Consider the following 25864-nt stretch of genomic DNA (forward strand, 5'->3'; position numbering starts at 1 on the left):
GCGCATCCCGCCCCGCGCCAGCGTCGTGGTCAGGGCCTCAGTTGCCCTGACGCTCCTTCAGCGCCGCGCCGAGGATGTCGCCCAGCGACGCGCCGCTGTCCGACGAGCCGTACTGCGCGACGGCCTCCTTCTCCTCGGCGATCTGGAGCGCCTTGACGGAGAGGCCCACGCGGCGGGCGGCCTTGTCCACGTTCAGCACGCGGGCGTCCAGCTTGTCGCCCAGCGAGAATCGCTCCGGGCGCTGGTCGGCGCGGTCGCGACCCAGGTCCGAACGGCGGATGAAGCCCTTCATGCCCTCGACCTCGACCTCCACGCCGCCCTCCTCGACCGCCGTGACGGTCGCGGTGACGACGGCGTTCTTGCGCAGCCCGCCGGCCGGCGTAGCCGCCGCGCCGCCCGCCGAGGCGCCGGCGCCGCCGTCCTCGAGCTGCTTGACGCCGAGCGAGATGCGCTCCTTCTCGACGTCGACGTCGAGAACCTGCGCCTTCACCATGTCGCCCTTCTTGTAGTCCTGGATCGCCTCCTCGCCGGCGCGGCGCCAGTCGAGATCCGACAGGTGCACCATGCCGTCGATGTCGCCGTCCAGCCCGATGAAGAGGCCGAACTCGGTGATGTTCTTGACCTCGCCCTCAACCAAGGCGCCGGCGGGGTGGGTCTCGGCGAAGACCTCCCACGGGTTGCGCAGGCACTGCTTGAGGCCGAGCGAGACGCGGCGCTTCTGGCTGTCCACGTCCAGCACCATCACCTCGACCTCCTGGGAGGTGGAGACGATCTTGCCGGGGTGGACGTTCTTCTTGGTCCAGCTCATCTCGGAGACGTGGACGAGGCCCTCGACGCCGGCCTCAAGCTCAACGAAGGCGCCGTAGTCGGTGATGTTGGTGACGCGGCCGGTCCACTTGCTGCCCATCGGGTACTTGGCGGCGACGCCGTCCCACGGGTCGGACATCAGCTGCTTCATGCCGAGGCTGATGCGCTGGGTGTCCTTGTTGACCTTCACCACCTGGACCTTGACGGTCTCGCCGATGTTCAGGATCTCGGACGGGTGGTTGACGCGGCGCCACGCCATGTCGGTGACGTGCAGCAGGCCGTCGACGCCGCCGAGGTCCACGAACGCGCCGTAATCGGTGATGTTCTTCACCACGCCGTCGATGATGTCGCCCTCGGCCAGCTTGCCGACGATCTCGGCGCGCTGCTCGGCGCGGCTCTCCTCAAGCACGGCGCGGCGCGACACGACGATGTTGCCGCGGCGGCGGTCCATCTTGAGGATCTGGAACGGCTGCGGAATGCCCATCAGCGGGCCGACGTCGCGCACCGGGCGCACGTCGACCTGGGAGCCGGGCAGGAACGCCACGGCGCCGCCGAGATCGACGGTGAAGCCGCCCTTCACGCGCCCGAATATCTGTCCCTCGACGCGCTCCTGCTTGTCGTTGGCGGCCTCGAGACGATCCCAGGCCTCCTCGCGGCGGGCCTTCTCACGGCTGAGCACGGCCTCGCCGCGCGCGTTCTCGACACGGTCGAGATAGACTTCGACCTCGTCGCCCACCGCGAGGTCGGCGCCGTGGCCCGGTCGCGCGAACTCCTTGAGTTCGATGCGCCCTTCCATCTTGTAGCCAATGTCGACGATGGCCTGGCCGTTCTCGATCGCGAGCACGCGGCCCTTGACCACGGCCCCTTCCTCAAGCGTGTCGAGCGTGAAGCTCTCGTTGAGAAGCGCCTCGAATTCCTCCATGGAGGTCTGCGGCATAGATGAGTTCTCCGTTTTGTTGACCGGCCTGCCGGTTGTCTCCGGCGGTCTTGGCTGGCGTTGATTTCATGACGACGCGCCGCGCCGCCCGGGGTTCAGCCCCCGGATCGGCGCAGCGCCTCGTCGATCCTGGCCGCGGCTTCCGCGACTGCGGCGTCTATACTGAGATCGGTGGTGTCGAGCAAGTATGCGTCCGCCGCCGGCTTCATCGGGGCCGCCGCGCGCTCCGCATCGCGCTTGTCGCGCTCGATGAGCTGCTGCAGCACCTCGGCGGGGTCGGTCCCCAGCTCCGCCGCGCGGCGCGCCGCCCGCGCCTCGGGCGAGGCGGTGACGTAGATCTTCACGTTCGCGTCGGGCCGCACGACCGTTCCGATGTCGCGCCCGTCCAGCACCGCCCCGCCCTTCCTGTGAGAGAAGTCGCGCTGGAACTCGAGCAGCGCCCTGCGCACCGCGGGCACGCCGGCGATCCGCGACGCGCCGGACCCGGCCCGCTCGCTGCGCAGGTCCGCATGGGACATGTCCTCTTCCGTCAGGAAGCGCGCGACCCGCGACGCCGCGCCGGCGTCGTCGAGATCCTCGTCGTCCTCCAGCATCTTGGCCGCCACCGCGCGATAGAGCGCCCCGGTGTCGAGATGCGCGAAGCCGAACTGCTTCGCGACCGCCTTCGAGATCGTGCCCTTGCCGGCGGCGGCCGGTCCGTCGATCGCCACGCAGAATTCCATCACGCGCCCTCCCGGCCGAACCGGGCCCCAAGCCCGGTCATCAGCGCCTCGAAACCGGGGAAGCTTGTGGCGATCGGGCTGGCGTCGTCCACCGTCACGCCGTCGCGGGCCGCGAGGCCCATCACCAGATTGGCCATGGCGATGCGGTGGTCGAGCCGCGAGGCGACCGTCGCCCCGCCAGCCACGCCGTCGGCGCCGCGGCCATGGACGATCAGCGTGTCGGCGTCCTCCTGCACCTTCACGCCGCAGGCCTCCAGCGCGCGGGCCATCGCGTCGATGCGGTCGCTCTCCTTCACGCGCAGCTCCGCCACGCCGCGCATGACGGTCGGCCCCTCGGCGAAGGCGGCGACGACGGCGAGCACCGGGTATTCGTCGATCATGCTCGGCGCCCGGTCCGGCGGCGTCTCGACGCCCTTCAGCGCGGAGAAGCGGGCGCGCAGGTCGGCGACCGGTTCGCCGCCCTCCTCGCGCAGGTTCTCGAAGGTCAGATCCGCGCCCATCTCGCGCAGCGTGTGGTAGAGCCCGGCGCGGGTGGGGTTCAGGCAGATCGACGGCGCCAGCACGTCCGAGCCCTCCACGATCAGCGCGGCGCAGACCGGGAAGGCCGCCGAGGACGGGTCGCGCGGGGCGGCGACCGTCTGCGCCCGCAGCTCGGGCTGGCCGACAAGGCGGATCACGCGGCCATCCTTCGTCTCCTCCACCGAGACCTCGGCGCCGAAGCCGCGCAGCATCCGTTCGGTGTGGTCGCGCGTCGGCTCCGGCTCGATGATCGTGGTGACGCCCGGCGCGTTGAGGCCCGCCAGCAGCATCGCCGACTTCACCTGCGCCGAGGCGACCCGCAGCCGATGCTCCACCGGGCCGGGATTGGCGGCGCCCATCAGGGTCAGCGGCAGCCGCCCGCCGCTGCGGCCGCAGGCCTGCGCCCCGAACTCCGCCAGCGGCTCGGTGACGCGCCCCATCGGCCGCCCGCGCAGCGAGGCGTCGCCGGTGAAGGTCGCCGCGATCGGCGTCGTCGCCATGGCGCCCATGATCAACCGGACGCCGGTGCCGGAGTTGCCGCAGTCGATGACGTTCTCGGGCTCGGAGAAGCCGCCGACGCCCACGCCGCGGATGCGCCAGGCGCCGGACCCGGTGCGCTCGACGTCGGCGCCGAAGGACCGCATCGCGGCGGCGGTGTTCAGCACGTCCTCGCCTTCGAGCAGGCCCGTCACCCTGGTCTCGCCGATGCTGAGCGCGCCGAAGATCAGCGCGCGGTGGGACACCGACTTGTCGCCGGGCGTGACGGCCTCGCCTCTCAGCGGGCCTGACTTCAGGGCGGTCACGCGGTCGGCGGCGGCATGGGAGGACATGTTGGGCTCCGGCGGCGGCCCGCCGAAGAAACGCTCCGGCGGTGAGGACGCGCGCCTCTTACGCGCCCGGCGCGCCGCTGTCGACCGCCGCGCCGTGGCCAGCGGCGCGCGGTGCGAAGCGGGGCCGACCGCAGGGCCGCAGCGTGGCGAACACGACCACGGCGAACCACATCAGCTTCACGGCGACAGACATCCCGACATCCCGCGACAATTCGTCCACCGGCCAAGATAGCGCGCGCCCCCGCCGGTCAAGGCCGGCGGGCCTAGCGCGGCTTGCGCGCGAAGCGGAGATAGCGCGGCGCACGCCCTTCCCGCAGCGCCTTGGCCTCGTATCGCGTGCCCGGCCAGCCGTCCCACGGCGCGGCGTCGTCGGAGAGCGGCTCGAAATCCGCGCGGCCCGCCATGACCTTGCGCACATGGCGCATGTAGTCCGCCACGTCGGTCGCGATCCGCAGCTCGGCGCCGCGGGCCATGATCGGGCTCAGCAGGTCGAGGTTGTCGTCGTTGACGAAGCGGCGCGGCGCATGGCGGCGCTTGGGCCAGGGGTCGGGATAAAGCAGATAGACCCTGCCCACCGCGCTTTCGGGCAGCATGTCGAAGAGAAAGCGTGCATCGTCGGCGTGGACCCGCACATTGTCGAGCCGGTCGGCCTCAAGGCCGGAGAGAAACGCCGCGACGCCGTTGAGGAAGGGCTCGCAGCCGATGAAGCCGACGTCGCGATGCGCCGCCGCAAGGCTCAGCAGATGCTCGCCGGCGCCGAAGCCGATCTCCATCCAGAGCGCGCGCCTGCCCGGAAACAGCGCCTCGGGCGCGATCATCGCGCCCTCCTCAAGCCCCGCGTCCGGCGCGAGGCCGGAGAGGCGGCCGTCGATCAGCGCGGCCCGGTTCGGCCGCAGGCGCTTGCCGCGCCGGCGGCCGTAGAAGTTCACCCACCGCGCGCCGTCCTCGCGAAGATGCTCGGCCATGCGCTTCTCCAACGCCGCCGCGCCGGCCCCGGAGAGCGGCGCGGCGCGAAGCCTCAGACCGCGGCCTTCAACGCGTCGACGAGGTCGGTCTTCTCCCAGGAAAAGCCGCCATCCGCCTCCGGCGCCCGGCCGAAATGGCCGTAGGCGGCGGTGCGGCGATAGATCGGGCGGTTCAGCCCGAGATGGGTGCGGATGCCGCGCGGCGTGAGCGACATCGAGGCTCGGATCGCCTTCTCCACGACGTCCTCGGCGACTTCGCCGGTGCCGTGCATGTCGACATAGACCGAGAGCGGCTCAGCGACCCCGATGGCGTAGCTGAGCTGGATGGTGCACTTCTCCGCCATGCCGGCCGCCACGACGTTCTTCGCGAGGTAGCGCGCGGCGTAGGCGGCCGAGCGGTCGACCTTGGTCGGATCCTTGCCGGAAAACGCGCCGCCGCCATGGGGCGCGGCGCCGCCATAGGTGTCGACGATGATCTTGCGGCCGGTGAGCCCGGCGTCGCCGTCGGGCCCGCCGATCACGAAGCGCCCGGTCGGGTTGACGTGCCAGGCGGTCCTGGCGTCGATCCAGCCGTCGGGCAGGGCCTTGCGGATGTAGGGCTCGGCGACGGCGCGCACGTCCTCGGAGGTCATGTCCTCCTTGAGGTGCTGGGTCGAGAGCACGATGGTGTGGGCGCGGACCGGCTTGCCGCCGCGATACTCCACCGTCATCTGGCTCTTGGCGTCGGGGCCGAGATAGGGCTCGGCGCCGGAGTGGCGCGCCTCCGACAGCAGCTTCAGAATCTTGTGGCTGTAGAAGATCGGCGCGGGCATGAGTTCGGGGGTCTCGTTCGTCGCGAAGCCGAACATGATCCCCTGGTCGCCGGCGCCCTCGTCCTTGTTGTCAGAGGCGTCCACGCCCTGCGCGATGTCGGCCGACTGCTCGTGGACGAGGCACTCGATCTTGGCGGTGCGGAAGTGGAAGCCCTTCTGCTGGTAGCCGATGTCGCGAATAACCTCGCGCGCGACGCCGGCGATCTCTTCGGGCGACACGGCGTTCTCTTCGCTGATCTTCACTTCGCCCATCAGAACCACGGTGTTCGTTGTCGCGGCGGTCTCGATAGCGACGCGCGCCTCTGGCTCACGGCCGATGATCAGGTCGACCACTGCATCCGAGATCTGGTCGCACACCTTGTCGGGGTGCCCCTCGGATACGGATTCCGACGTGAAGAGATAGTCCTGTCGCGCCATGATGCGGCCCCTCGGATTTAGCTGGCGCCGTCGCCGCGCCGACTATGCCCTCTATGCGCGGGGCGTCCCACGGTCAACAGGGGCAGGGGCCCGCCGGAGGGGGTTCAGGCGGCCTCCGAGCTCAGCGCGGCGAGCAGGTCCACGATCCGGCGGCGCGTGTTCGCGCTCGAGATCCGGCTGAACGCGAGGTGGAGTTGGACGCCCTCCGGGGTCGACAGCATCGCGAGCGCCACCTTGCTTGCCTCATCGTCGGCGTCGAGCCCGGCGGCGCCGTTCAGCCCCTCGAAGAAGAACTCCACGGGGCTCTGGAGCGCCGCGGCGAGCTGGTAGAGGCGGCTCGCGCCGACGCGATTCTGCCCCTTCTCGTATTTCTGGATCTGCTGGAAAGTCACGCCGATTCGCGCGGCGAGCGCCTCCTGGCTCACGCCAAGCATCGTCCGGCGCAGTCGCAGCCGGGCGGCGACATGCATGTCAATCTGGTCAGGCGTACGGGACACGGCGAACACTCCACTCTGCACACGCCGACAGTGCATCCAGCTTTTACGAAAAAAAACATATAATGCAGTGTGTTAATCAATCATGCACGCCCATGGCGCTCACCATCGCCCCTTTCTGCACGCGCAGCGAGAGCCAGCGCCGCGAGGGCGGCCGCCATCGCCAGAAAGGGCCAGTCGCCGAAGCGCCCATAGGGCGTGCCGCCGGCCAGAGGGGCGGGCAGGCGCGAATCGAGCGCGCCCGCGACGTCGAGCGGCAGGAAGGCCCGGATGCGCCCGTGGGGGTCGATCATCGCCGAGACCCCGGTGTTGGCGGCGCGCGCCAGCGGCATGCCCTGCTCAATCGCGCGCGCCTGCGCCTGGGCGAGGTGCTGCCACGGCCCCGCCGTCTGGCCGAACCAGGCGTCGTTCGTGACCTGCAGGAACCAGCCGGCGCCGTCGGCCGCCGCCGCGACCTCGCCGGGAAAGATCACCTCGTAGCAGATCAGCGGCGCGGCGGGCGCGAGGCCGGGCAGGGCGACCGGGTCGCGGCGGACGCCGGGCTCGAAGCCGCTCAGCCCGTCGCCAAGGGTGCCGAGCCCGATGCGCCCCAGGATCCACTTGTAGGGGACGTACTCGCCGAAGGGCGCCAGCCGGCGCTTGTCGTAGACGTCGAGCGCGGCGCCGTCCGGCCCGTAGAACAGCAGCGCATTGCGCAGCTCGCCCCCGACGCGCCGCACGGCGCCCACGGCCAGCGACGCGCCCTGCGGCGTCGCCGCCGCGGCCGCCTCCTGCGCGGCGGCGCTCTCGTCGAACAGGAACGTGACGGCGACCTCGGGCCAGACCACGAGCGCGGGCGCGGCCCCCGCCTGATGCGGCGTGGCCGACAGCGCGAGCAGACGGTCGAGGATCGCGCGCGCGTTCTGCGGCGCCCACTTGTCGCGCTGCCCGGTGTTGGGCTGCACGAGCCGGATCAGCGGCCCGTCGCCCTCCACCGCCGGGGCCGCCGCCAGACGGACCGCGCCGCCGACCCAGACCGCCCCGAGCGCGACCAGAGCCAGCGCCGCAGGCGCCGCGCGCCGCGCCAGCCCCTCGCGCCGCCGCCAGTCCACCGTTCCCGCCGCGGCGGCGGCGAAGACCGTCAGCGCGCCGAGCGTCGGCGAGCCGACGAAGGCGGCCGCCTGCATCACCGGCGTGTCGATCCAGGCGTAGGACTGCAGCGCCCAGGGAAAGCCGGTCAGCGCCCAGCCCCGCGCCGTCTCCGCCGCGAGCATCGCCGCGGCGAGCGCCGCCGCCCCCCGCCAGCCGGGCCGCCAGAGCGCCTTCGCCCCCCAGAACGCCGCCGCCCAGAAACCAGAGAGCACCACGGCCAGCGACAGCACCGCGAAGGGCATCACCGGCGCATACCACCAGACCTTCCCGGCCTCGACCAGGAACGCCTCCCCGATCCAGTAGAGCCCGCTCGCGAAGAACCCCAGGCCGGCGAAGAAGCCGGCGCCCGCCGCCGCACGCCTCGTAGGCGCGCGGGAGATCAGCCGCAGCAGCGCCGGCCATGCGAGAAACAGCGCCGGCCAAAGGCCGAGCGGCGGCTGCGCCAGCACAAGCAGCGCGCCGCACCCGAAAGCCAGCCCGCCCAGCCGCCCCCACCGAAGCCGCCGCGACGGGGCCTCGGCCGCGGCCGCCGTGGTTCGACGCCCCGCCTCCGGCCCGTCCCCCCCGCCTTCCGGCCGTCCTTCGAGTTCTCCGGGCCCCGGCCCCGCCGTCACGCCGCTTCCGACGTCGCGCCGTCCTTGCGATCCGGCGTCGGCGCGGCGTCGGCGCCGCCCTGCGCAGGCGGGGCGTCGCCGCCCGCCGGACGCGCCGGGCGCTTGACGCCGCGATCCGGCCCGCTGCCCGCGAGGGTGACGCGGAGGCGCTTGATGCGCCGCGGATCGGCCTCGATGACCTCGAACTCGTGGCCGTCCGGCGTCTCGATCACCTCGCCGCGCTCCGGCACGCGGTTGGAGAGCATGAAGACGAGACCGCCCAGGGTGTCCACGTCCTCGTCGAGATCGGGCGGCAGCAGGTCCACGCCCGCGGCCTCCTCGAAGGCGGCCACGTCGGCGCGCGCAAGGGCGACGAAGACGCCCTTGCTCTCCTCGCGCCAGGGCGCAGGGTCGGCGCCGTCGTGCTCGTCGTCGATCTCGCCGACGATCTGCTCCACGAGATCCTCGATCGTCACCAGCCCGTCGACGCCGCCATACTCGTCGATGATCAGCGCGATGTGCTTGCGGCTGGCCTGCATCCGCTGCAGCAGCTTCGCAGTCGGCATCGACGGCGGCACGTAGAGCAGGGGGCGCATGTGGCGGTGGATGTCGAACTTCGCGCGCGCCTCGGCGCCGTCGAAGCCGTAGGCGAAGGCGAGATCCTTCAGGTGGATGAAGCCGATCGGGTCGTCCAGCGTCTCGCGGAACACCGGCACCCGGGTCAGCGACGCGTCCCGGAACACCGCCACCAGCTCCTCCAGCGTGGCCGAGGCCGGGGCCGAGACGATGTCGGCGCGGGGGATCATCACGTCCTCCACGCGCTGGTCCCGCATCCGTTTCACGTTGGCGAGGAGATCGCGCTCCTCCTCCAGCGCCGCGGCGTCCACGCCGGCGTCGCCGGCGCCCTGCTGGTGCGACGCCGTCTTCCTTCGCGAGGCGCAACCGAAAAGCCGCGCGAGAAGACTTGGCGGTTCTTCAGCGCCTTCGCCCCCGGCCAGGGCGGCGCGCCCCGACCTCTCGGGCGCAGCGCCCATCCTCTCGGGCGCAGCGCCCATCCGACTTCCGTCCATCGATCCCATTCTCGGCGGGCGCTCAGGCATGGGGGTCGTCGATCCCCAGTTCAGCAAGCGCAACCCGCTCCAACCCTTCCATCACAGCTGCGTCGGCGTCATTCTCGTGGTCATAGCCTAACAGATGAAGCACGCCGTGCGCGATTAAATGCGCGACATGCGCATCAACCGCAAGCTTCCGGGCTTCGGCCTCGGCCAGGACCACCCCCGAGGCGAGAGCGACGTCGCCGATGGGCGTTCGCCCGCTCGTCGACGCCAGCGGCGGCGGCGGCGGCCGGGCGCCCGGCGCTCCGGGCGCCAGCGGGAACGCGGGCCACGAGAGCACGTTGGTCGGCGCGGACCTGCCCCTGAAAGCCGCGTTCAGGCGCGCAAGGGCCTCGTCGCCGGCGAACAGCATGCTCACGCTCACCGTCGCCGGGTCGACGCCGGCGGCCCGGAGAGCCGCCGCGGCGGCGGCCTCGGCCTTCGGGAGCAGGGCGTGTTCCGGGCCCCAGGCGTCGTCCTCGACAAGCGCCTCGACGAGCGGATCGTCCTGCGCTTCGCCTAGCGCGTCCGGGTGCGGGATGTCAGCGGGCGGAGGCGCGGTCATAGGCTTCGACGATGCGGGCGACGAGCGGGTGGCGCACCACGTCGGCCGCCCCGAAATGGCAGAACGCCATGCCCTTCACCCCGTTCAGCACCCGAGCGGCCTCGACGAGGCCGGAGTTCACGCCCCGCGGCAGGTCGACCTGCGTCGGGTCGCCGGTGATCGCCATGCGCGAGCCCTCGCCGAGCCGGGTCAGGAACATCTTCATCTGCATCTCGGTGGTGTTCTGCGCCTCGTCCAGCACCACGAAGGCGTTGGAGAGCGTGCGCCCGCGCATGAAGGCGAGCGGGGCGACCTCGACGGCGCCGCTCTCCATCTCCTTCTGGAGCTGACGGCCCGGGAGCATGTCGTGGATCGCGTCGTAGAGCGGGCGCAGATAGGGGTCGATCTTCTCCTTCATGTCGCCGGGCAGGAAGCCGAGCCGTTCCCCCGCCTCCACCGCCGGGCGGCTGAGGATGATCTTGTCGACGCGGCCCTCGATGAACATCGACACCGCCGCCGCCACGGCGAGATAGGTCTTGCCGGTGCCGGCGGGACCGATGCCGAAGACGAGCTCATGGCTGAAGAGCGCGCGGGCGTAGGCGCGCTGGGCCTCGGTGCGCGGCTCCACGGTCTTCTTGCGGGTGTGGATCTCGACGCGCCCGCCGCCGAAGAGGTCCGGCTGGTCGGCGGCCCGCGCCTGCGCCGCCGCCAGCTGCGGCGCGCGCAGCGCCGCCGCGACGTCTCCCGGCTCGACCGCGCGGCCCGCCTCGATCCGCGCGTAAAGCGCGTTCAGCGCCTCGCAGGCGCGCGCCACCGCGCCCTCCTCGCCCTGAACCGTGACCTGATTGCCCCGCCGCAGCGCCTTGACGCCAAGCTGCGATTCGACCGCCACGAGCGTGCTGTCATAGGCGCCGAGCATGTCGGCGAGCTTGCGGTTGTCGGCGAACTCGAGCCGCTGCTCGACGAGCTGTTCCAGATCACCCATGCGTCGCCGTCACGCCCACTTCGCCTCCGTCAGCCAGCCTGTTCGACTGCAATGGTGGACGAGCCGCAGCCCGCGCCGCAAGCGAATTCCGTGTGACGCCTCACGCGCTCTGGTCACGCGCGCGGGGCGGCCTGCGGCCCGACAAGCGCGCCGGCCAGCGAGTTCGGACCCGCCGACGCCAGAAGGACCCGCGCGGCGCGCCCCATCAGCGACGCCGGCGCGTCCAGATGCACCGACTGCAGCCACGGCGAGCGCCCGACGAGCTGCCCGGGCAGGCGCCCCGGCCTCTCCAGCAGAACCTCCGTCTCGCGGCCCACGCAGGCGGCGTTGAACCGCGCCTGGTCGGCGGCCAGCAGCGCCTGCAACCGGGCGAGACGCTCCGCCTTCACCGCTTCGGGAACCTGACCGGGCGCATCCGCCGCCGGGGTGCCCGGCCGCTCGGAATACTTGAAGCTGTAGGCGTGCGCGTGGCGCACGGCCGACGCCAGCGCCATCGTCTCCTCGAACTCCGCCTCGGTCTCGCCGGGGAAGCCCACGATGAAGTCCCCCGAGATCGCGATGTCCGGCCGCGCGGCGCGAACCTTCGCGATGATGGCGAGATACCCCTCCGCCGTGTGCCGGCGGTTCATCGCCCTGAGCACGCGGTCCGAGCCGGACTGCACCGGCAGGTGCAGATAGGGCATCAGCGCCGGCGCGTCGCCATGGGCCGCGATGAGGTCGTCGTCCATGTCGTTGGGGTGGGACGTCGTGTAGCGGATGCGGCCGACGCCTTCCGCCGCCAGCGCCCGGATCAGCCGCGCGAGGCCCCATGGCCCGCCGGGGCCCTCGCCATGGTAGGCGTTGACGTTCTGGCCGAGCAGCGTGATCTCGACGACGCCGGCCTCGAGCAGCGCCCGGGCCTCCGCCAGAACCCGCTCGACGGGGCGCGATATCTCGGCGCCGCGGGTGTAGGGCACGACGCAGAACGCGCAGAACTTGTCGCAGCCCTCCTGCACGGTGAGAAACGCCGCCGGGCCGCGCGCCGCGCGGGCGCCGAGCCGCGCGAACTTCTCCTCCGGCGCGAACTCCGTCTCCACCAGCGCCGCGCCGCCCGCCGCGCCGCGCGCCCCGACCTGCGCCACCAACTGAGGCAGCCGGTGATAGGCCTGCGGGCCGACGACGAAATCCACCAGGGGCGCGCGCCGGGCGATCTCCGCGCCCTCGGCCTGCGCCACGCAGCCGGCGACGCCGATGGTCAGCCGGCCGCCCTCGGCGCTGCGCGCCTGGGAGATCTCGCGCAGGCGCCCGATGTCGGAATAGACCTTCTCGGCGGCCTTCTCGCGGATGTGACAGGTGTTCAGCACCACGAGGTCGGCGTCCTCGGCGCTGTCGACCGCGCGCCAGCCGCCCGGCGCCAGCGCGTCAGCCATGCGCTCGCTGTCATAGACGTTCATCTGGCACCCGTAGGTCTTGATGAACACGCGCCTGTCGCCCGCCGACATCGCCGCCTCCCCATGAGCCGTGGCGCCCCGCGAGGGCCGTCGCCCGCCGTTGCGGGAGCCGCCTGCGTCCGCAGAGACGCGAACGGCGCGCCCCGCCGGGCGCGCCGTGAGTTATCGCAGCCCGACCTCGCGCGCAACGCGCGCGACGACAGGGCGTCCGAGGCGGCGATCAGGCCTTGCCGCGGTTGCGGCCCAGCCCGTTCTCCTTGGCCAGCCGCTGACGCTTCAGCGAATAGGTCGGCGCCACCATGGGATAGTCGGCGGGAAGGCCCCACTTCTCGCGATACTGCTCCGGCGTCATGCCGTAAGCGGTGGACAGGTGGCGCTTGAGCATCTTCATCTTCTTGCCGTCCTCAAGACAGATGATGTAGTCATCCGTCACCGACTTCTTGACCGGCACCGCCGGGCGAAGCTCTTCCTTCGGCTCTTGCGGCGGTGCGATCAGCCCGTGCAACGCGCCATAGACCTGCTCGATGAGCTGCGGCAAATCAGCCATGCCGACGGAATTGTTCGACACATGACTCGCAACGATCTGCGATGTCAGCGCCAGAAGCTCCGATGTGCTCGCCTGCTCGTTAGACATGTTCTCTCCCGATGATCCCTCTGACCGCAACCTCTGCGGTCTCTGGGGCAAAAATGCCCGCCCCTCAATTTCACGCGATGACGAGCGAAGCACCCCAATATCTGTATCGATATAATCTTCGCTTACGCAAGCTGGTTTGTCAAATGGCCAGGTCAATATTCATCAGGCGCTCTAGCCCAAAGTCTGATTTGATACGTTGACGACCGGAGTATTCCACTGCGTCGTCAAATCGCGTCCAAACCTCGATGTATGAGGTCATCCACTGGTTCATACAGGTTTCGTCGGAAAGAATGATCGCGCCAGAACCAGCGCGTCATCGACTGGCGGGCCCGCGTAATACGCGCGCCGCCGACCGACCTCGCCGTATCCAAGTCGCGCATAGAGCGCCCTCGCGGGGGCCGCGCTTTCGGCGACTTCGAGAATGATCTTCGATGCGCCGGCGCCGCGCGCGGAGTATTCCGCCTCGAGAAGCAACCCGCGGCCCAGGCCGCGGCGCCGCGCGCCCCGCGCCACGGCGATCGTCAGGATTTCCGCCTCGTCGCCGACGACGCGCATCGCGACGAAGCCGAGCGGCGCCGCCGCGCCGCGCCGCACGCTCCAGACGCGGACGCCGGGCGACGCCGCAAGGGCGTCCAGCTCGCCGGCGGACCAGCGCCGCTCCCGGCCGGCGAAGGCGCGCCAGTGCAGCCGCGAGAGCGCCGACCAGAAGGCCCGCGGTTCGGCGGGGCCCGCCGCCACGACCGCCGGCGCCGCGCGGCGCGTCACCGGGGCGCGACGGTCGCGGCGGCCGAGGGCGCGGGCGCGAGCGCGTCTGGCGGCCGTAGATAGAGCGGCCTGGGGCGTGCGCCGCCCTGCTTCAGCGCAGCCGTCGCCGCCAGCGCCAGCGGCGCGAGGCCGGCGGCGTCTCGCCCGGCCGCATCGATCGTCGCGGCGACGTCGGCTTCGGCGGCGTCGCCGGGAAGACCGGGCGGCCACCGCGCAGGCGGACCCAGCGCGCGGCCGCTCTCGAACTCCTGCGCCCATGTCGCGCCGCCGCCCGGCAGCGCGACGCGAACCCGGCCCGGAACGCCGAACGCCATCGCCGCGAACCAGTCGACGCCGACCACAGGCCGCCCCACGCCCAGGGCGAGCCCGCGCGCGGCGGCGACGCCGATGCGTCCGCCCGTGAACCCGCCGGGACCGGTGGCGACCGCCACGCCGGCGAGGTCCGCCGGAGCGACGCCGCACGCCGCCAACGCCTCCGAGATCAGCGCGAACAGCCGCTCGGCATGGCCGCGCCGCATCGCTTCGGCGCGCTCGACCAGAATCGCGCCGTCGCGCGCGACGCCGGCGGCGCAGCGCGCGTCGCAGGTGTCGAGCACGAGGATCAGGGTCATGATGGTAATTCCGGAAAGCCCCCGGAGCACCCGGCGCCGAAGGCCCGATAGGTGGCGCCGGCGCGGCGCAGGACGGGATCAGACGCCGACGGGGCGCACTTCCGTCACTTCGGGAATGTAGTGCCGCAGCAGGTTCTCGATGCCCATCTTCAGCGTCATCGTCGAGGACGGGCAGCCGGCGCAGGCGCCGCGCATCGTCAGATAGACCACCCCGCGCTCGAAGCCGTGGAAGGTGATGTCGCCGCCGTCCTGCGCCACCGCCGGGCGCACCCGCGTGTCGAGCAGTTCCTTGATCTGGTTCACGATCTCTCCGTCGGGGCCGTCATGCTCGGCGTGGGCCGCCTGCGCCGCGCCCTCCATGGCCGGCTCGCCGGACGAGTAGTGCTCCATGATCGCGCCGAGCACGGCAGGCTTCAGATGCGCCCACTCGACGTCGCCGCGCGTGACGGTGATGAAGTCGGCCCCGAGAAACACGCCGTCGACGCCCTCGACCGCGAACAGCCTGCGCGCCAGCGGCGAGGCCCCTGCGCTGTCGCGAGTCGGGAAGTCCGCCGCACCGTCGTGCAGCACCGTCTGGCCGGGCAGGAACTTCAGCGTCGCGGGGTTCGGCGTCGATTCGGTCTGGATGAACATGCAGCGTCTCCTTATCCCGGCTTCAGATGCGCCCCGCCGCCGCCGAAATCAAGAACGACGCCGGAAACGGGCGGCGGCGTTGCGCGCGCCGCGGGACGATCACCGCCGTCGCGGGACGGCCGGCGCTCAGGTGATCTCGTCGATCTGCTCGAGCGAGAGCCCCCCCGGCACCACCGTCACCGGCGCCGGCATCCGGCCGCCGCGCTTGGAGACGAGGGTCGAGACGAGCGGCCCCGGCCCGTCGCCGTCCTCCGCCGCGCCCAGCACCAGAACGCCGATGTCGGGGTTCTCGTGGATATGCGCAAGCACCTCCTCGGCCGCCTCGCCTTCGCGGATGGCGAACTCCGGCATCACGCCGGCGAGCGCGCGCACCTCGTCCGCCAGCGCCGAGAGTCGCGCCTCAGCCTCCTCCCGGCGCTCGCGGCGCATCACCTCGGCGACGCCCGCCCAGTGCTGGAACTCCTCCGGCGCGATGACATAGAGCATCGTCACGCCGCCATTGGTGTTCGCGGCGCGCCGCGCCGCGAATCGCAGGGCGTTCATGCACTCCGGCGTGCTGTCGACGACGACGAGGAACTTGCGCATGGACCCTCCCCCTGCACGCGCAGGATGCGGCCTGACCGCTAGACGCGCAAGCAGGTCGCCGTCGTAGCCGGCCAGCGGCGCGAAATCGCCTCCAGATGCGCGAGCCCTGCGAGCGTGAGCGGCGCGGGCGCCTCCCGCTCCCACGGACGGAACCGGGCGCGGAAGGCCGCCGCGAGCGCCAGCGTCGGCGCGTCCCATAGCCCGGTGTCCAGCGCGGGATAGCCGGCGCGGCGCGCCGCGGCCTGCGTCGCGCCGGGTTCGGCCACGCCGCGGCCGTCGCGCGCCGGCGTCGGCGGATCGAGCCATATCGCCCTGCCGCCGCGCGCCAGCGCGCGCCAGTCGAATCGCGGGCCGGGGTCAAGCTTGCGCTCGGGCGCCATGCAGGCGTGGCCGATCACGCGCTCGGGCGGGATGCGCCAGCGCGCCGCCATCGCGTCGAGCAGCGTCTCCAGGGCCCGCATCTGCGGCAGCGGGAACGGAGCGTCGCCAGGGTTGGCGAGCTCCACGCCGAGCGAGCGGCTGTTGACGTCCGTCGCGCCGGCCCAGGCGCCGGCGCCGGCGTGCCAGGCGCGGCGCGTCTCGTCCACCAACCGCCACAGCCGCCCGTCCTCGCCGATCAGATAGTGCGCCGACACCTCGAAAGCCGGGTCGCAGAGCCGCTCCAGCGCGGCCTGCGCCGTCTGCATCGCGGTGTAGTGGATCAGCACGAGATCGGGCGCCATGCCGCGCCGGTCGCCATGGTTGGGCGAGGGATGGTCGATCGCGCCGCTCACCCCGAGACGTCGCCCCAGATCGCCTCGGCCGCGCGCACCATCAGGTCGAGCTTGCGCTTGGCGTCGTCCTCGGCGAGCGCGGCGGCGCCCTCCAGCGCGAAGGCGCCGTCCGGGCACAGGCCGAGCCGGTCGGGGTCGAGCAGCCGCGCCGCCGCGTCCACCGCCCGGCGGGGAGCGTCGTGATCGCCGCGTCGCGGCTCGCGCCCGGCCGCGTCGATCGCGCCGAGCAGGATGCGCCGCGGCGCCCCCGCCAGCGCCGAGAGCGCCGTCATGTCCGACGCTTCGCGCAGGGGAGCCATCAGCGCGTCGGCCGGAACCGCCGCGAGCGCCTCGGCGGCGCCCTCCGGGTCATCGCCCGCCGCCGCCGTCAGCGCCGCGAAGGCGGCGCGGGAGACCGCGAGCGTCACGCGCAGCTCCACCGGCCGGTCGGCGAGCGCGGCGGCGAGCAGGGCGAGCCCCTCAAGCGGCCTAGGCGCGCGCCCGCCCCCCGGCGCCAGCGCTAGCCCGTCGATGACGATGTGCGCCACCCCGGCGCCATGCAACGCCCGGAGCGCCTCGGCCAGCGCGGCCGCCAGCCGCGCATGCAGCGCCTCGGGCTCGGCGAGCGCGGACGGCGCGTCGCGGCCGGTCGCGACGTCCCAGCGCGCCGGGCCGGGCAGCGCAAGGAATCCCGACGCCGGGGCGAGCGCAGCCAGCCGCGCGCCGCGCGCGACCCAGGGGTGATCCGCCGCGAAGGCGGGATGGTCGTCGGCGCGGAGCCCGTCGCGTCCCGCCTCGACCTCCACGACCTCGACGCCGCAAAGCCCAGCGAGAAACCCGTCAGCGAGCGCAGGCGCCGCGCCGTCGCTCTGCGCCGGCGCGCCGATGTCGCGCTGGATCGCGACGATGGATGCGGCGAGATCGGCCTCAGCCGCGGCGACCTCCTCGGGGTCGGCGTCGGGGTCGGCGCGCAGCGCCGCCAGCCGCTCGGCGCGCGCGGGCGCCGGCGGGAACGGCCCGTGATGGAGAAGCCGTGGAAATTCAGCCATCGCCGCCCCGACCGTCGCCGCCCCGGCCATCGCCACCCCGGCCCGGGCCGCGGGGCGCGGCGCGTTTCTGGGCGAGCCGCGAAGCCGCGTTCGTCTCGCCTTTCGCGCCCGTCGCGCGCCGCTTCGGCGGCTCGCCCTCCGCAACGGGTCGCGCGGCGCCCGCGCCGGTCTGCGCCCTGCCGCCGGCCGCCTTGGCGGCCTTCGCGGCGGCGGTCTTCGCGAGCGCGCTCTTGACGCCGCCCGCCGCCGCCCAGCCCTCGCGCGACACGCCGAGCTGGTCGGCCAGCACCTTGCCGCGCACCTCCTCGACCCCGCCCTCGGCGATCTCGCCGAGCTGGAACGGTCCGTAGGAGACGCGGATCAGCCGGTTGACCATCAGCCCCACCGCCTCCAGCGCGCGGCGCACCTCGCGGTTCTTGCCCTCGCGGATGCCGATGGTCAGCCACGAGTTCGCGCCCTGGATCTTGTCGAGCTGCGCCAGCATCGGCTGATAGCTGACGCCCTCCACAACGATCCCCTCGCGCAGCCGGTCGAGCGAGGCTTCCGACGGGGCGCCATGCGCCCGCACGCGGTACTTCCGCATCCATCCCGTCGAGGGCAGCTCCAGCCGGCGCTTGAGCTCGCCGTCATTGGTCAGCAGCAGCAGCCCCTCCGACGCGATGTCGAGCCGGCCTACGCTGAGCACACGCGGCATGTCCTCGGGCAGCCGGTCGAACACCGTGGGCCGGCCCTTCTCGTCGCGCGCCGAGGTCACGAGGCCGGCGGGCTTGTGGTACCGCCACAGCCGCGGCCGCTCGGGCGCGCCGATCTCCACCCCGTCCACCACGATGCGGTCGGCGGGGGTGACGGTGACGGCGGGCGTCGTCAGCTTCCTGCCGTTGAGCGTCACGCGGCCCTCGCCGATCATGCGCTCGACGTCGCGCCGCGACGCCACGCCCGCGCGCGCCAGCCGCTTGGCGATGCGCTCGGGCGCGTCGTCGCCGGCCGGCGCGGCGTCGCCCGATCTGGCGGGCGCCGCCGACTTCATCGACGCCGCGCCAAAGCCTGCCTTTCGCGCCGCGCCGCCTTGCGCCGCGCCGGAGGGCGGCTTTTGCGCCGCGCCGCCTTGCGCCGCGCCGCGGGGGCGCCCCACCTTGTCAGCCATGTTCCGCTCCCCCATGGACGCAGCCCTCGCAGAAGCCGAAGCCGCCGCCGCGCGCGGCGAGACGCCCGTCGGCGCCGTCGTCGTGGCGCCCGACGGCGGCATCCTCGCCGCCGCCGGCAACCGCGCCCGCGAACTTGCGGACCCGACCGCCCACGCGGAGATGCTCGCGATCCGCGCCGCCTGCGCCGCGCTGGGGCGCGAGCGCCTCGCCGGCCTCGACCTCTATGTGACGCTGGAGCCCTGCGCGATGTGCGCCGGAGCGATCTCCCACGCCCGCCTGCGTCGTCTCTACTACGCCGCGAGCGACCCGAAAAGCGGCGGCGTCGCCCATGGCGCGCGCGTCTTCGCCCATCCGCAGTGCCACCACGCGCCCGACATCTACGACGGGCTGCGCGAGCGCGAGGCCGGCCGCCTTCTCACCGCCTTCTTCGCGGCGCGACGCTAGCGCGCTGCGGCGGCCCGGAACCGGAGGCGCCGCGCGAGCGGCGGCCGGGCGCGCCAAGGCGGCCCGCGCAAGGCGCAGGCACGTCGATTCGCCCGCCCGTCGCGGCCTGACCGACAGCCGGAGGGCGGCAGACGCCCGAAGCGCGCGGCCACGCCGCTCGGCCTCGACACGGTCTGCGCCGTGGCGAACTTCGACGGCTCCCGCCCGGGCGGCCCCGCCGCCTCGCGGCGGGTTTCGGCGGCGAGGCCGTCTTCGATCGGCGGGAGCGGCGCCTTCGCGCCGCGCGGCCGACGCTCTCGCGCTGGCGCAGACCGCCCGGCCCGCGTAGCTTGATCGCGTCCTGACGCGCCCGGAGCTCCCATGTCCCACCTCGACGCCGTTCTCGCCCGGCTTGACGCCGATCTCGACGCCAGCCTCGAGCGGCTGTTCCACCTGCTGCGGATCCCGTCGATCTCGACCGACCCCGCCTACGCCGCCGACTGCCGTCGCGCCGCCGACTGGCTGGTGGAGGATCTCGCAGGCATGGGCTTCGACGCGAGCGCCCGCGCGACCGAAGGCCACCCCATCGTCGTCGCCCATGACCGCAGCGCGAGCGGGCCGTCGGCGCTCTTCTACGGCCATTACGACGTGCAGCCGGTCGACCCCCTGGACCTCTGGGAGCACGATCCCTTCGCGCCCTTCATCCAGACGCGGCCCGACGGGACGCGGTGCATCCGCGCCCGCGGCGCCGCCGACGACAAGGGCCAGGTGATGACCTTCGTCGAGGCGTGCCGCGCCTGGAAGGCGGTCGCCGGCGCCCTGCCCGTCCCCGTCTCGATCCTGATCGAGGGCGAGGAGGAGTCCGGCGGCAAGCACCTGCCGCCCTTCATGCGCGCCCACGCCGACGAACTGCGCGCCGACATCGGCCTGATCTGCGACACCGGCATGTGGAGCGCGGAGGTTCCCGCGATCACCACCATGCTGCGCGGCCTCTGCGGCGAGGAGATCGTGATCACCGCCGCCGACCGCGACCTGCACTCTGGCGGCTACGGCTCGGCGGCGGCCAACCCCAACCACATCCTCGCGCGCATCCTCGCCGACCTGCACGACGACCGGGGCCGCGTGACCATCCCGCACTTCTACGACGGCGTGCACGAACTCCCCGAGGCGATCCGTCGCCAGTGGGCCGATCTCGGTTTCGACGTCGAAGGCTTCCTTGGCCCCATTGGCCTCGGCGTTCCCGCCGGCGAGCAGGAGCGCAGCGCGCTGGAGATGATATGGTCGCGCCCCACCGCGGAGGTGAACGGCATGGGCGGCGGCTATCAGGGCGCCGGCTTCAAGACCGTGATCCCGTCGAAGGCCTCCGCCAAGGTCAGCTTCCGGCTGGTCTTCGATCAGGACCCCCATGAGGTGCGCCGCCATTTCCGCGACTTCGTGCGCGCGCGCATCCCCGCCGACTGCAAGGTGGACTTCATCGAGCACGGCTCGGGCCGCGCGCAGGCCTTCGACACCGCCGCGGCGCCCTTCGAGAAGGCCCGCCGCGCGCTCTCGGCCGAATGGGGCGTCGAGGCGCCGTTCATCGGCTGCGGCGGCTCGATCCCGGTGACGCGCGAGTTCAAGGAAGGGCTGGGCATGGACGTGATCCTGGCCGGGTTCGGGCTGGAGGACGACCGCATCCACTCCCCCAACGAGAAATACGAGATGGAGAGCTTCCGCAAGGGCGCCCGCGCCTGGGCGCGCATCCTCGCCGCGCTCGCGGCGTGAGGGAGGCAGGCGGCGTCTGCTGGCGCAGGCCCGCCGCCAGGCGGGCGCGGCTCAGCCTCAGGTGTCGAAATGTGCGCCGTCCGTCAATCTGGAATTGTACTTATCGTTAATATCAAGAAGTTGCTTGATCTTGGAGGGCGCCCGGCGCATCGGGGAGCAGGCCTTCCTCTGGATTGGAGTTGACTAGAATGCGTTTTCTGTTTGTCGCTGGCGTCTTGGCCCTGTCAGGTGGAGCGGCCGGAGCCGCTTCGCTCGACGCGTTGAGCCTTCTGAAGTCCATCAACAACATCGTCCTGAATGACCTGCAGGCCGGCACGGAGACCGAGGGAACGGTCTATGTCGGCGGGAACTACAGCGGCGCCGCCCCTGTCAACTCCGACAACCTTGGCGATGCGACGGTCGGCGGCGTCACCGGCGCGCTGATCGTCGGCGGCTCCAACGGGGGCGCCCCGAACGTCAACAACGGCGCGACCGTGATCGCTGGCGACAACAACGGGCAGATCAACGCCAACGGCGCGACGGGCGACAACGCCGTGACCGTCGGCGGCGACAACAACGGGTTCGTGCAGACCGCCCAGCCCGGCGCGATCTCGGTCGGCGGCGCCAACAACGGAACCCTGAACGCCCAAGGCGCCGGCTCCGTCGCCACGAACACCGGCGTGACGCCCTCGGTGCCGGTCGCCGAGATGATCGCGCTGTTCCAGAGCCTGTCGCTCGACCTGTCGCTGCTCGCCGACACCGCCGGCGCCTTCGCCAGCACCTCCGACCAGAACCAGCTCCGCGTCACCAGCGGCTCCGAGACCATCGCGATCGTCAACACGACCTCCGCGCTCGTCTCGAACGGCACCTTCCTCGGCGTGAACGATTTCGCGGGCCAGACGACCATCGTCAACATCGCCGGCAAGAACATCACCGTCGGCGCCAACGGCAACAACAACGAGCCGAACCTCCTCTTCAACTTCTTCGAGGCGGAGACCGTCACCTTCAACAGGTCGTTCAACGCCTCGTTCCTCGCCCCCTTCGCCAACGTCACGCTGAACGGCGGCGGCGTGAACGGGACGTTCGTCAGCTTCAACATGACGCAGAACGCCGAGATCCGCCCCTACAACGACGCCAACCTCTTCGGCGGCGACCTGCCGGCGCCGGTTCCGCTTCCCGCCGCGGCGTGGATGCTGCTCGCCGGTCTCGGCGGCCTCTTCGCGGCCTCGCGCCGCAAGACCGCCGCATGAGCGGACGCCGCCGCGGCGCCTCGTCGCCCGGCGGACCCTGACGCGACTGCCGCGCCGCATGCCGCCTTCGGGCCATGCGGCGCTTGCGCTTGATCAAGGACGCGGCGGCGGCGCAGGATCATGGTCGCGGCGTGCGCTTGACGCCGCACGGCGCAGAAGGATCACGGCCATGCTTTCCGTCCCGCTCGACACGGTCGCCTGGATCATCCTCAAGGCCCGCGAATTCGACGTGAAGGAAGGCGACGACAGCGGCGGCGCCGCCAGCGACGACCCGATGGCCGTGCTGCAGGACCGCGCCGACGACCCCACGGCCACGGAGCTCACGAGCTGGATCGACGACCTCACCGACACCCAGTCGGCCGAACTGGTGGCGATCTTCTGGCTGGGACGCGGCGACGGCGACGCCGGCGACTTTCCTGCGCTGGTCGATCAGGCGCGGGCCGCGCGCAGCGGCTCCACCAGCGCCTATCTGCTGGGCCAGCCTCTTCTGGGCGACTATCTGGAGGAAGGGCTGGAGGCGCTCGGCGTGGACACCACCGAACTCGAGAACGGGCTGCGCTGAGCCTCAGAGCTTCGGCGCGAAACTCTGCAGGGGCGCGACCTCGATGGCGCCGTCGCGCCGGTTCTCGATGGCGCGCGCCGCCGCCAGGGCCCCGGCGGCGGTGGTGTAGTAGGGCGTCTTCATCGTCAGCGCGGCGGAGCGGATGCCGAAGCTGTCCTTGATCGACTGCGCGCCCTCGGTGGTGTTCAGGACCAGCGCGATCTCCCCGTTCTTCATGGCGTCAACGATGTTGGGACGGCCCTCATACACCTTGTTGACCCGCTCGGCGGGCACGCCGTTCTGCGCGAGAAAATCGCGCGTGCCCTCGGTGGCGACGAGCGTGAAGCCCAGCCCGTGCAGCCGGCGCGCCGCGTCGAGAATCGCGTCCTTGTCGGCGTCGCGCACCGAGACGAACGCCTTGCCGCCCTCGGGAAGGTCGACGCCGGCGCCCATCTGACTCTTGAGAAACGCGCGCGCAAAGCTGTGGTCGATGCCCATCACCTCGCCCGTGGAGCGCATCTCCGGGCCCAGCAGCGTGTCGACGCCGGGGAAGCGGGCGAAGGGCAGCACCGCCTCCTTCACCGCCACATGGGGCGTCTCCGCCGGCGGCAGCGCAAATTCGGAGAGCTTCGCGCCCGCCATGATCCGCGCCGCGATCCCGGCGATGGGCGCGCCGACCGTCTTGGCGACGAAGGGCACGGTGCGCGAGGCGCGCGGATTGACCTCCAGCACGAAGATCTCGCCGTTCTGCACCGCGAACTGCACGTTCATCAGGCCGACCACGCCCAGGGCCTTCGCCATCTCGGCGGTCTGGCGCTTGATCTCTGCGACGGTGTCCGCGGAAAGCGTGTGCGGCGGCAGCACGCAGGCGCTGTCGCCGGAATGCACGCCGGCCTCCTCGATGTGCTCCATCACGCCGCAGACATGCACCATGTCGCCGTCGCAGAGCGCGTCGACGTCCACCTCCACCGCGCCCGCGAGATAGCTGTCGAGCAGCACCGGGCTCGTGCCCGACACCACCACGGCCTCGCGAATGTAGCGCTCCAGCTGCGGCTGGTCGCGCACGATCTCCATCGCGCGCCCGCCCAGCACATAGGATGGGCGGATCACCAGCGGATAGCCGAGCTCCGCGGCGACCTTCAGCGCCTGCTCGCCGGAGCGCGCGACGCCGTTCCTCGGCTGCCGCAGCCCGAGCTTCTGGATGAGGCCCTGAAACCGCTCGCGGTCCTCGGCGAGGTCGATGGCGTCGGGCGAGGTGCCAAGGATCGGGATGTCCGCCGCCTCCAGCGCGCGCGCCAGCTTCAGCGGCGTCTGCCCGCCGAACTGCACGATGACGCCCCTGAGCGTGCCGTTCGACTGCTCGACGCGCAGGATCTCCAGCACATGCTCCTCGGTCAGCGGCTCGAAATAGAGCCGGTCCGAGGTGTCGTAGTCGGTCGAGACGGTCTCCGGGTTGCAGTTGACCATGATGGTCTCGAAGCCCGCATCCGTCAGCGCGTAAGCCGCGTGGCAGCAGCAGTAGTCGAACTCGATCCCCTGCCCGATGCGGTTGGGCCCGCCGCCGAGGATCACCACCTTGTCGCGCGCCGTCGGCCGCGCCTCGCATTCGGCGTAGCCGCCGGCGTCGGCCTCGTAGGACGAATACATGTAGGGCGTCTGCGCCTCGAACTCCGCCGCGCAGGTGTCGATGCGCTTGAAGACCGCGACGACGCCGAGCCCGTGGCGGATGGCGCGCACGGCGGCTTCCGGCCGGCCCGTCAGCGTCGCGAGCCGGGCGTCGGAGAAGCCCAGCATCTTCAGGGCGCGCATCCCCGCGGCGTCCGCCGGGAGCCCCGCGGCGCGCACCCGCGCCTCCGTGGCGACGATCTCGCCCAGGCGCGCCACGAACCACGGGTCGTAGGCGGTGGCCTGCGCCACGTCGGCCTCGCTCAGCCCCTCGCGCAGCGCCTGCGCCGCGACGCGCAGGCGGTCCGGCGTGGCGCGGCTCAGCGCGGCGATCAGCGCGGCGCGGCGCTCCTCGGCGTCCGCCGCGTCGTCCAGCCCGGGAATGGCGATCTCGTCGAAGCCGCTCAGCCCCGTCTCCAGCGAGCACAGCGCCTTCTGCATGCTCTCGTGGACGTTGCGGCCGATGGCCATCGCCTCGCCGACCGACTTCATCGCCGTGGTCAGCTCGGGCTTGCTGCCGGGGAATTTCTCGAAGGCGAAGCGCGGGATCTTGGTCACGACATAGTCGATGGAGGGCTCGAAGCTCGCCGGCGTGACGCCGGTGATGTCGTTGTCGAACTCGTCCAGCGTGTAGCCCACCGCCAGCTTCGCCGCGATCTTGGCGATGGGAAAGCCCGTCGCCTTCGACGCCAGCGCGGAGGAGCGCGAGACGCGCGGGTTCATCTCGATCACGACCATGCGGCCCGTGGCGGGGTCGAGCGCGAACTGCACGTTGGAGCCGCCGGTCTCCACCCCGATCTCGCGCAGCACCGCGAGCGAGGCGTCGCGCATGCGCTGGTACTCCTTGTCGGTCAGCGTCAGGGCGGGAGCCACGGTGATCGAGTCGCCGGTGTGCACGCCCATCGCGTCGACGTTCTCGATGGAGCAGACGATGATGCAGTTGTCCGCCTTGTCGCGGACCACCTCCATCTCGAACTCCTTCCAGCCCAGCAGGCTCTCGTCCACGAGGATCTGGCCGACAGGGCTCGCCTCCAGCCCGCTCCGGCAGATCGCCTCGTAGTCCTCGCGGTTGTAGGCGACGCCGCCGCCGGTGCCGCCGAGCGTGTAGGCGGGGCGGATGATCGCCGGCAGGCCGACTTCCTCGATCGCCGCCATCGCCTCGGCCATCCCGGCGGCGATGTCATATCTCGCGCCCTTCCTCGGCGCGGCGACGATGGTGGCGCGCGGGTTCTCCAGCCCGATGCGGTCCATCGCCTCGCGGAACAGCTTGCGGTCCTCGGCCATCTCGATGGCGGCGCGCGCCGCGCCGATCATCTTCACGCCGAACTTCGCCAGCACGCCCATGTCGTCGAGCGCCATGGCGGTGTTGAGCGCGGTCTGGCCGCCCATGGTGGGCAGCAGCGCGTCGGGCCGCTCCAGCTCGATGATGCGGGCGACGATCTCGGGGGTGATCGGCTCGATGTAGGTCGCGTCGGCCAGCCCCGGGTCGGTCATGATGGTGGCGGGGTTGGAGTTGACGAGGATGACGCGAAAACCCTCCTCGCGCAGCGCCTTGCAGGCCTGGGCGCCAGAATAGTCGAACTCGCAGGCCTGTCCGATGACGATGGGCCCGGCGCCGATGATGAGGATCGAGGAGATGTCGGTCCGCTTCGGCATGGGCAGGGCGCTCGCGTCTGGGCGCCGCCGACGCTGGGCCGGCGGTCCGCCATGGGTGGTGGGGCACGCGGGGCTTATAGTGGAGCGAGGCGGCGGCGCAAGGCGGGGGGCGGCGCGGGAGGCGGCCTGCGC

General features: G+C 72.1%; 25 protein-coding genes. 4 read left to right on the forward strand and 21 right to left on the reverse strand.

Annotated features, from left to right (window positions below):
- Positions 1 to 37: 37 nt before the first annotated feature.
- From rpsA to BLW43_RS15725, 20 genes are all read right to left on the reverse strand, one after another.
- Positions 38 to 1744, reverse strand: a complete 1707-nt coding sequence (gene rpsA, locus BLW43_RS15635) for a 30S ribosomal protein S1 (protein ID WP_093254856.1) — start codon at positions 1742 to 1744, stop codon at positions 38 to 40.
- 95 nt (positions 1745 to 1839) lie between these two features.
- The gene (cmk, locus tag BLW43_RS15640) at positions 1840 to 2466 is read right to left on the reverse strand and encodes a (d)CMP kinase (RefSeq protein WP_093254858.1); all 627 of its coding nucleotides are present in this window, start codon (positions 2464 to 2466) and stop codon (positions 1840 to 1842) included.
- On the reverse strand, positions 2466 to 3815 hold the full coding sequence (aroA, locus tag BLW43_RS15645) for a 3-phosphoshikimate 1-carboxyvinyltransferase (protein WP_093254860.1): 1350 nt from the start codon (positions 3813 to 3815) through the stop codon (positions 2466 to 2468). The genes cmk and aroA overlap by 1 nt, the downstream gene beginning before the upstream one ends.
- A gap of 58 nt (positions 3816 to 3873) precedes the next feature.
- Positions 3874 to 4008 (reverse strand): hypothetical protein, encoded by a 135-nt coding sequence (locus BLW43_RS24620; RefSeq protein WP_281243546.1) that lies wholly within the window; start codon positions 4006 to 4008, stop codon positions 3874 to 3876.
- A 70-nt stretch (positions 4009 to 4078) separates the two neighbouring features.
- Positions 4079 to 4780 carry a tRNA (guanine(46)-N(7))-methyltransferase TrmB gene (gene trmB, locus BLW43_RS15650; protein WP_093254862.1) on the reverse strand — a complete coding sequence of 234 codons (702 nt, stop codon included), beginning with the start codon at positions 4778 to 4780 and terminating at the stop codon, positions 4079 to 4081.
- A gap of 53 nt (positions 4781 to 4833) precedes the next feature.
- Complete coding sequence (gene metK, locus BLW43_RS15655; RefSeq protein ID WP_093254864.1) at positions 4834 to 6009, reverse strand: methionine adenosyltransferase; 1176 nt, start codon at positions 6007 to 6009, stop codon at positions 4834 to 4836.
- A 104-nt stretch (positions 6010 to 6113) separates the two neighbouring features.
- On the reverse strand, positions 6114 to 6506 hold the full coding sequence (locus BLW43_RS15660; protein WP_245731074.1) for a helix-turn-helix domain-containing protein: 393 nt from the start codon (positions 6504 to 6506) through the stop codon (positions 6114 to 6116).
- 80 nt (positions 6507 to 6586) lie between these two features.
- A complete protein-coding gene (gene lnt, locus BLW43_RS15665) occupies positions 6587 to 8248 on the reverse strand; it encodes an apolipoprotein N-acyltransferase (RefSeq protein WP_093254868.1) in 1662 nt (553 codons plus the stop codon).
- Positions 8245 to 9114, reverse strand: a complete 870-nt coding sequence (locus BLW43_RS15670; protein ID WP_245731075.1) for a hemolysin family protein — start codon at positions 9112 to 9114, stop codon at positions 8245 to 8247. The genes lnt and BLW43_RS15670 overlap by 4 nt, the downstream gene beginning before the upstream one ends.
- Before the next feature lie 205 nt (positions 9115 to 9319).
- Positions 9320 to 9886: an rRNA maturation RNase YbeY gene (ybeY, locus tag BLW43_RS15675; protein WP_093254873.1), complete on the reverse strand. Its 567-nt coding sequence runs from the start codon at positions 9884 to 9886 to the stop codon at positions 9320 to 9322.
- Positions 9864 to 10850 carry a PhoH family protein gene (locus BLW43_RS15680; protein ID WP_093254875.1) on the reverse strand — a complete coding sequence of 329 codons (987 nt, stop codon included), beginning with the start codon at positions 10848 to 10850 and terminating at the stop codon, positions 9864 to 9866. Before BLW43_RS15680 ends, ybeY begins: the two co-directional genes overlap by 23 nt.
- A gap of 113 nt (positions 10851 to 10963) precedes the next feature.
- Complete coding sequence (gene miaB, locus BLW43_RS15685; RefSeq protein ID WP_093254876.1) at positions 10964 to 12331, reverse strand: tRNA (N6-isopentenyl adenosine(37)-C2)-methylthiotransferase MiaB; 1368 nt, start codon at positions 12329 to 12331, stop codon at positions 10964 to 10966.
- 169 nt (positions 12332 to 12500) lie between these two features.
- Positions 12501 to 12914 (reverse strand): Ros/MucR family transcriptional regulator, encoded by a 414-nt coding sequence (locus BLW43_RS15690; RefSeq protein WP_093254878.1) that lies wholly within the window; start codon positions 12912 to 12914, stop codon positions 12501 to 12503.
- Positions 12915 to 13181: 267 nt separating this feature from the next.
- Entirely contained in the window at positions 13182 to 13679 is a 498-nt protein-coding gene (locus tag BLW43_RS15695; RefSeq protein WP_245731076.1) for a GNAT family N-acetyltransferase, read from the reverse strand.
- Positions 13676 to 14290: a tRNA (adenosine(37)-N6)-threonylcarbamoyltransferase complex dimerization subunit type 1 TsaB gene (gene tsaB / locus BLW43_RS15700; RefSeq protein WP_093254879.1), complete on the reverse strand. Its 615-nt coding sequence runs from the start codon at positions 14288 to 14290 to the stop codon at positions 13676 to 13678. Before tsaB ends, BLW43_RS15695 begins: the two co-directional genes overlap by 4 nt.
- Positions 14291 to 14368: 78 nt before the next feature.
- Positions 14369 to 14923 (reverse strand): NifU family protein, encoded by a 555-nt coding sequence (locus BLW43_RS15705; protein WP_093254881.1) that lies wholly within the window; start codon positions 14921 to 14923, stop codon positions 14369 to 14371.
- A gap of 126 nt (positions 14924 to 15049) precedes the next feature.
- Positions 15050 to 15508: a universal stress protein gene (locus tag BLW43_RS15710; protein WP_093254882.1), complete on the reverse strand. Its 459-nt coding sequence runs from the start codon at positions 15506 to 15508 to the stop codon at positions 15050 to 15052.
- A 38-nt stretch (positions 15509 to 15546) separates the two neighbouring features.
- A complete protein-coding gene (locus BLW43_RS15715) occupies positions 15547 to 16230 on the reverse strand; it encodes an N-acetylmuramoyl-L-alanine amidase (protein ID WP_093254951.1) in 684 nt (227 codons plus the stop codon).
- Between the two features lie 47 nt (positions 16231 to 16277).
- Entirely contained in the window at positions 16278 to 17309 is a 1032-nt protein-coding gene (locus BLW43_RS15720; protein WP_139284091.1) for a hypothetical protein, read from the reverse strand.
- Complete coding sequence (locus BLW43_RS15725; RefSeq protein ID WP_245731077.1) at positions 17302 to 18453, reverse strand: pseudouridine synthase; 1152 nt, start codon at positions 18451 to 18453, stop codon at positions 17302 to 17304. Before BLW43_RS15725 ends, BLW43_RS15720 begins: the two co-directional genes overlap by 8 nt.
- A 13-nt stretch (positions 18454 to 18466) precedes the next feature.
- Here BLW43_RS15725 and BLW43_RS15730 point away from each other — a divergent pair, with 13 nt between their 5' ends.
- The 4 genes from BLW43_RS15730 to BLW43_RS15745 all read left to right on the forward strand — a co-directional run bounded on the left by BLW43_RS15730 (position 18467) and on the right by BLW43_RS15745 (position 22432).
- Positions 18467 to 18898: a nucleoside deaminase gene (locus BLW43_RS15730; protein ID WP_093254952.1), complete on the forward strand. Its 432-nt coding sequence runs from the start codon at positions 18467 to 18469 to the stop codon at positions 18896 to 18898.
- Positions 18899 to 19258: 360 nt separating this feature from the next.
- Positions 19259 to 20641: a M20/M25/M40 family metallo-hydrolase gene (locus BLW43_RS15735; protein ID WP_093254887.1), complete on the forward strand. Its 1383-nt coding sequence runs from the start codon at positions 19259 to 19261 to the stop codon at positions 20639 to 20641.
- A 188-nt stretch (positions 20642 to 20829) separates the two neighbouring features.
- On the forward strand, positions 20830 to 21870 hold the full coding sequence (locus BLW43_RS24395; RefSeq protein WP_093254888.1) for a collagen-binding domain-containing protein: 1041 nt from the start codon (positions 20830 to 20832) through the stop codon (positions 21868 to 21870).
- Between the two features lie 169 nt (positions 21871 to 22039).
- A complete protein-coding gene (locus BLW43_RS15745) occupies positions 22040 to 22432 on the forward strand; it encodes a DUF3775 domain-containing protein (protein WP_093254890.1) in 393 nt (130 codons plus the stop codon).
- Positions 22433 to 22435: 3 nt separating this feature from the next.
- Here BLW43_RS15745 and carB read toward each other — a convergent pair whose 3' ends face one another.
- On the reverse strand, positions 22436 to 25732 hold the full coding sequence (gene carB, locus BLW43_RS15750) for a carbamoyl-phosphate synthase large subunit (RefSeq protein WP_093254892.1): 3297 nt from the start codon (positions 25730 to 25732) through the stop codon (positions 22436 to 22438).
- Positions 25733 to 25864: the final 132 nt, after the last annotated feature.

Source organism: Rubrimonas cliftonensis (assembly GCF_900107585.1).
Lineage (GTDB): Bacteria > Pseudomonadota > Alphaproteobacteria > Rhodobacterales > Rhodobacteraceae > Rubrimonas > Rubrimonas cliftonensis.